We start from the raw sequence: 6,000 nt of genomic DNA on the forward strand, positions 1-6,000 counted from the left end.
GTTGATCAGGAATAATTTATGTATTTTTTTTGAATTCCTTATTAAGCTATAGATGCAGTTATGTTGAATAAGTGAAATTATTGAGAACTTTTACCATTGTCGTTCGTAATATAGTTAGGAGGTGTATGTTCCGTGAAATGGTTTTTACTTCAAATCCTGACTTTAGGTGCTATAGGAATATTGATGGCGGTTTTAGAATTAAATGAGGGTAATAGAATTGTTAGCTCTTCTGCAAATTGGACCCCAGCAAACAACATTTACATCACATTTTTTATCGTAACAGTGGTTTTATCTTGCTTCTATTTAATTTTTTTACTTGAGGCAAAAAAGAATAACAATGTTTTTAAACGATCCTTTTGGAATGTGATGCCCAAGATTACTATCTCGGTTGGTGTTTTATCTATAATTCTGTTTTTAGTAGGGGGAACTGCAGGACCAATTATGACCTGGGTGGAACAGTGGCGGTCACTCTTATATGTTTTCCTTATTTATTTTCAATTTTTAATATTTCTCTTTATTTTTTCGATTGAGCACAAGAAACAAAGAAATAACAATCGTATTAACAAAACGGTCCTTACTTCATACATATGGACAATTGTTCTGTTTTTTGCAATCTTTTTTGTTTTTTAATCCAGCAAGTTTGCCGTACTTTTTTAAGTTTGTGAACAAATGTACTTAAACATACGGGTGCGTTGATCCAGGAAGGATTAACCACCTTTTTTGTTGAATTCCTTATTGAGCTAAAGACGCAGTAATGTTGAATTAGGATTAGTTTATCTTGAATTTATAAGGAACAAATATAAGCCTCAAGTAATAAATTCCCCCCCATTTAATTGGGTACTAAAAGGGATTATTGCCTGTTTTATCGAAATTAAGAATTAATCGAGAAAAGGTATCTTTACTTTATGCAAAGGGTGAGCTAGTATCATGTCTGCTAATTTTATCTCTTACTATACTAAGAATAATAAAACAGTTACCGTTCGAGAAGTAACCATAATGGATGCAGAAAGAATGCTATTAGCCGGATCAAAAGCATTAAAGGATGCTCCGTATATGCTAAGTACATCTGAGGACATGCAGAAGCTTACTGTTGAAGATATGGAGAAGTTATTAAAAACTTATGTCCAAAATCCAAAGTATGTCCAATTTGTTGCTGAGATTGACGGTGAACTGGTAGGTGCTATTGAATTTAAAAGCGGGGATAAAGAGAAAATTAGCCATCAAGGGTCTTTTGCAATGACAGTGCTCCCAGAGTATCGCAATTACGGAATTGGAAGGGCTTTATTAGCAACATTAATCAATTGGGCCAAAAATAATAGTAGAGTTGAAAAAGTTTGTCTAGAAGTAATGGAAGGTAACCTAGGGGCTATAAATTTATATAAAACGATGGGATTTGTTGAGGAAGGAAGAAAAATAAAAGGTGTAAAATTGGAAGACTGTTATCAGGATTTAATTTTAATGGCTTTATTTGTTTAAACTATTCATTGTTGAATTTCCAGTCTTGTGATTCAGAAAGGATTAACGCCTATTTATTGAATTCCTTATTAAACAGAAATTGCAGGATAGTAGAGCAAGGCCATAGCAATTTAGGGGGGGGAACAATGCAAGTACACAACGGACTGAACTCTTTTTTAAATGTCATTAAAAACTTGGAAAATAACCAAAGTAAAGAGGAAGCTTGGCTGAACTATTACAAAGAGTACAAAGAAATCTTCGATACTATCTTTGCTAAATTGTATATGACAGATATAGAAAAAATAAAGCAGGATATAGTTCCCCATATTGATTTTTCTTCTTTAGCCGAACAGGCAAATAAAAGTTCACAGGTTATTGACCAAGCAGAGGTAACTGAAGTACTGAAAAAGTCTGCTGATTACTTTAAATTTACAAAGGAATATGATGTTTATATGTTGGTCGGTTTTGGACACATAGATGGAACCGCATTGCCTGCTGCATCCAGACCATTTTTATATTTAGGTTTGGAAAGACTTTCGAATATAGATATTGAGAGATTAATACAGCACGAATTTAATCATCTGGTGCGTTTTGATTTCTTGTTAGAAGATAATATGACGGTAGGGCAGTTAATTATAGCAGAAGGTCTTGCAACTTTAACTCCCCTGATTATGAATAAGATGGATTTTTCTCATAGTAATCTTCAGAATATGTTGTTTTTAGATGATCAACAATACAATCGTCTAAAAGAGAATATTTATTTAATTGAGCAAGATATTAAAACCGATTTTGAGAAAAAAATAACCCCATCTCTTATGGCAAAATACTTTATGTTGAATGAGAGTTTGAAATTCGGCAAATCCGGCTATTTTTTCGGGATGCAAGTAATACTTACACTACTGAAAAATGGATGGGAACTAAGGGATCTAACCTTTTTAAATTCAAGTTTAATTTGGAATGAATATCAAAAATTGAGATATTGAAGAAATATTTGCCAAATTAAAATATTGGTCTTTCACTAACGGAGTTTAGTGAAAGAAGGAGAAGGTTCTAATTTAGCGAATTTATAAGTCATTGCTGAAAAACGTCAGGGGAGTAACTATGAATAGGGGTAAAGATAGGTATTATTCAGAGCTTGCACTTAAAGAAGCCGAACAGGCATTGAAAGAGAACACTTATCCAATAGGAGCAATTATTGTTGATGAAAATTATAATTTAATTGCTAAGGGGAGAAACAGAGTTCATCCAAATCAAGATGCGACAGCTCACGCAGAAATTGATGCTATTAGAAATGCTGGTCATATAATCTTAGATGCGAAAGTTAAAAGAGAGAAATTTACAATCTATACTTCCTTAGAGCCTTGCCCAATGTGCACAGGTGGAATATTGTTCGCTAACATTAAAAGAGTAGTGTGGCTATTAAACGATGATTTAGGTTTTGGTGGATATAGAAAAATAAAAGCTACCAACGCTTTTGAGCGAAGATTTAATGAAGTCGAGTTAGTTGAGGAACCGTATGAGGATTTAAAAAAGAAACAAATGGAACTTATGGGAAAATGGGCAATGAACCCGAATAACGTTGTTAATTTAAGAAAAGCTGTAAATAAATAAAATGTCATTCAATTTAAAGAATGCATAAGCCAACCAATAGGCTACTGTAACTCCCTTACATATTGACTAAAGCTTCCTAAGAAACACTTCTAAACATTCTTTTATAAAGGTAATATTGAATTGCTGCCATAATTGGTGGCTTTTTTAGTTGAAAGTAAATTGATTTACTCAAAATTTCTTTGTGAAAAAGTCTTAGAATAGAACCTTAAAAAAATCCGAATCGTCTAATTAAAAAAGCACAAGGGAAGCGAGGAGAAAATGATTGATATGATAGATGACTCTAGATTAGAACCTCTGAATCATTTGAATCGAGAAGAAAAGCTTAAATGGTTAATGAACGCCTATGGCAATGACGTTATACGAATTGCCTATACTTATCTGAAACAAAAACAGTTAGCCGAGGATGTTGCACAAGATGTATTTATTAAGTGCTATGAAAAAATGGATACCTTTCGAAATGAATCATCTTATAAAACGTGGCTAATAAGAATTACTGTAAATAGATGTAAAGATGTTTTAAAAAGTTGGTCCTTTAAAAATTTATATCTTACTGACTTCTTTAAGCCAAACCAGACCTATAATTCTCTTGAGAAGAAACCTTTTGGCGGCGAGGAAAATGAATTAATTTCTAAACAAGTAATAGAGTTGCCAGTGAAATTAAGGGAAGTCATTATCTTATTTTACTATCAGGAGTTTTCAATTGAGGAAATATCGAATTTGCTAAAGATTAATCCTAATACGGTTAAAACCAGATTACATCGGGGACGCATTAAACTAAAAGAATCATTTGAAGGAGCGTGGGCAATTAGTGGTAAATAAACTGGAAAATCTAAAAGATAAAATGGATAGTACCATTCTAAAAGATGTTTATTTTGATGATAAGCAATATCAACAAGTGTTGAGCTCAATTGAAAACTCCAAAAATGACAAGAATATGTCTTTACTAAAAAATAAGTTTAATTATCTCCTTAGCTTTTCCGTCGTTTCTATAATGTTTTTGGGTATTACCTATTTTGTTGGAACGCAGCTGAACTTATTAAATGACCCTGAAACAAAACAAAATACACAGGATTCTCTTAATAAGCCTTCAAATGAGAAATCGGCATATATACCACCTAAGCAAGAAGAAAATTATGATGAAATGTCTAAAGAAGAGATTCTAACTAAAATGATTAACTCAGTAGATTATTTTGAAACTGCTAGAGGAGAATATAAAATGCACTATAGCTTTAGTCCTGGCTATGAGACAGTTGAATATGCTATTAGCTTAAAGCAAGAACCAGGAGGATATGGCAAAAGAACACTTGATACAGGTGAAGTAACTTCTCGAGAATTTTATAAAGATGGTAAAGTGTGGTCAATAAATGAATCATTAAAAACCTTTATGGAATTCAGAGCGAACCGAAACAGTGGCACTACACTAACATTAGATCAAGCGTTTTCAACTGCTTCCGATGGGAATCCACAAACGAATTATAGAGAAAGGCCTCCAATTAGCACTGCAAATGAAACCTTATTTCCATATGAGATTGCCTCCAACTATACACGAGATTTAACAAAGTGGGAAATAGAAAAACAAAATGAAGAATTACTAGGTCATAACACACTTGTGATAAAAGGGATTAAAAATCATAGAGATTTCCAATCATTCCGCTTTTGGGTAGATAAGGACACAGGTATATTAATTAAGTATGAGACGTATAAAGCTAATGGCGATATTGTTGATTATTTACATCCTACAAAACTAGAAGTTAATGTACCTATTGACACGAAATTATTTACCCCAGACTTAGAGGGATATGTACCTAACAATAGAGATAAGGAGAAAGTAATAATAGATCCTCGTGAAAATGAGGTGGTACCAGTGGCTGGAACGAAAAGTTCTAGTGAGATAGAAGATGTATATAATCTTATGAAGTCCGATATGCCATTTCTCTATTGGTTTAATCATTCTGATCTACAACTAATCTCTGCTAGCTACGAAACCTTTAAAGAATATAAAATTGGCTATTTGTACTACATTCTTGACCCAGACAATGACCATAATTCTTCCCAGATGTTGTCTGTAAGGGTACATCATAAAGATTCATATGTCAGAAAAATAGGGGACTTTGAAATAGTGGGAGATACTACTGTATCTCCATTTCAACTAAATGAGATTAAATGGAAAGGTACAAGTTTGAAGGAAACTGATGGAGAATGGGTTCACTTAACGGGGCAAAAAGGTGACTATATATATGATGTGGTAAGCCAACATATATCACTAGATGAAACCAAAGACTTTCTTAAGGGTTTTAAGGAAGCACATTAGTATTTTAAACAGGGCTATGCATAATAGCCCATTTTTACTTTATTAAAAGTTAAATATCCTTAAACAAAAATGGGTGCTTGTTCCAGGAAGGATTAATGCACTATTTTATTGAATTCCTTATTAAACTCCCTCAGTTAGATACGATTATCTCTCGAATACTCACTTATTCGCAGGATTTCAAATCACTTGAAAGAATAGTAGGGGATTGATTGAATGAGTTTGAACATTATGGCTACAAGAAGGCGTACTTTAATAAAGGATTTAATGCTAAATCCAATGATTTCCATATAATGTACGTTTTCTCCACGCTACCCTTGGAGGTTTTCACTCCCATGTCTCAACGGGTCAAATGCCCTCTCATTCCTTCGTTACACCTATCCAAGTGGTAGAGGCCGGTCTTTCTAAAGGAACGGGTCGGAGCCCTTTTGTTCAATAAATCCGGTACTCGTACTTTCTTTGAGTCCTGCGAATAAGTCAGTATTCGAAAGGTATTAAATCTAAAGTGTTTCTTTAATTATCAACTAAACGTTAGGCAGCTATTGGTGAAATCGATTGGATCTTCTCGGAACGATAAGAATCATTCTTTCTGGCCATTCCTACTAATACTCTGGCGAGTTTATGGA

The 6,000-nt window shown here is 33.4% G+C and carries 6 protein-coding genes; all 6 read left to right on the forward strand.

Going from position 1 to position 6,000, the window contains the following annotated elements:
• The first annotated feature begins 132 nt into the window (after nt 1-132).
• The 6 genes from FS736_RS22690 (at nt 133) to FS736_RS22715 (ending at nt 5,377) form a co-directional block, all read left to right on the forward strand.
• Nucleotides 133-630 carry a hypothetical protein gene (locus FS736_RS22690; RefSeq protein WP_144481393.1) on the forward strand — a complete coding sequence of 166 codons (498 nt, stop codon included), beginning with the start codon at nt 133-135 and terminating at the stop codon, nt 628-630.
• A 381-nt stretch (nt 631-1,011) separates the two neighbouring features.
• Complete coding sequence (locus FS736_RS22695; protein WP_260983688.1) at nt 1,012-1,476, forward strand: GNAT family N-acetyltransferase; 465 nt, start codon at nt 1,012-1,014, stop codon at nt 1,474-1,476.
• Between the two features lie 125 nt (nt 1,477-1,601).
• Nucleotides 1,602-2,438 (forward strand): DUF2268 domain-containing putative Zn-dependent protease, encoded by an 837-nt coding sequence (locus FS736_RS22700; RefSeq protein WP_144481395.1) that lies wholly within the window; start codon nt 1,602-1,604, stop codon nt 2,436-2,438.
• A gap of 118 nt (nt 2,439-2,556) precedes the next feature.
• Nucleotides 2,557-3,066 (forward strand): nucleoside deaminase, encoded by a 510-nt coding sequence (locus FS736_RS22705; RefSeq protein WP_144481396.1) that lies wholly within the window; start codon nt 2,557-2,559, stop codon nt 3,064-3,066.
• 258 nt (nt 3,067-3,324) lie between these two features.
• A complete protein-coding gene (locus tag FS736_RS22710; protein WP_144481397.1) occupies nt 3,325-3,885 on the forward strand; it encodes a sigma-70 family RNA polymerase sigma factor in 561 nt (186 codons plus the stop codon).
• Nucleotides 3,875-5,377 (forward strand): hypothetical protein, encoded by a 1,503-nt coding sequence (locus FS736_RS22715; protein WP_260983687.1) that lies wholly within the window; start codon nt 3,875-3,877, stop codon nt 5,375-5,377. The genes FS736_RS22710 and FS736_RS22715 overlap by 11 nt, the downstream gene beginning before the upstream one ends.
• The last annotated feature ends 623 nt before the right edge of the window (nt 5,378-6,000 follow it).

Origin of the sequence: Cytobacillus oceanisediminis 2691, from assembly GCF_007678455.1 — a bacterium.
Classification (GTDB): Bacteria; Bacillota; Bacilli; order Bacillales; family Cytobacillaceae; genus Mesobacillus; species Mesobacillus oceanisediminis_A.

Excerpts from the sequence above, each read along its gene's own strand:
- FS736_RS22710 (WP_144481397.1), top strand. The coding sequence starts at position 3,325 with ATGATTGATATGATAGATGACTCTAGATTAGAACCTCTGAATCATTTG.
- FS736_RS22695 (WP_260983688.1), top strand. The coding sequence starts at position 1,012 with ATGCTATTAGCCGGATCAAAAGCATTAAAGGATGCTCCGTATATGCTA.
- FS736_RS22705 (WP_144481396.1), top strand. The coding sequence starts at position 2,557 with ATGAATAGGGGTAAAGATAGGTATTATTCAGAGCTTGCACTTAAAGAA.
- FS736_RS22700 (WP_144481395.1), top strand. The coding sequence starts at position 1,602 with ATGCAAGTACACAACGGACTGAACTCTTTTTTAAATGTCATTAAAAAC.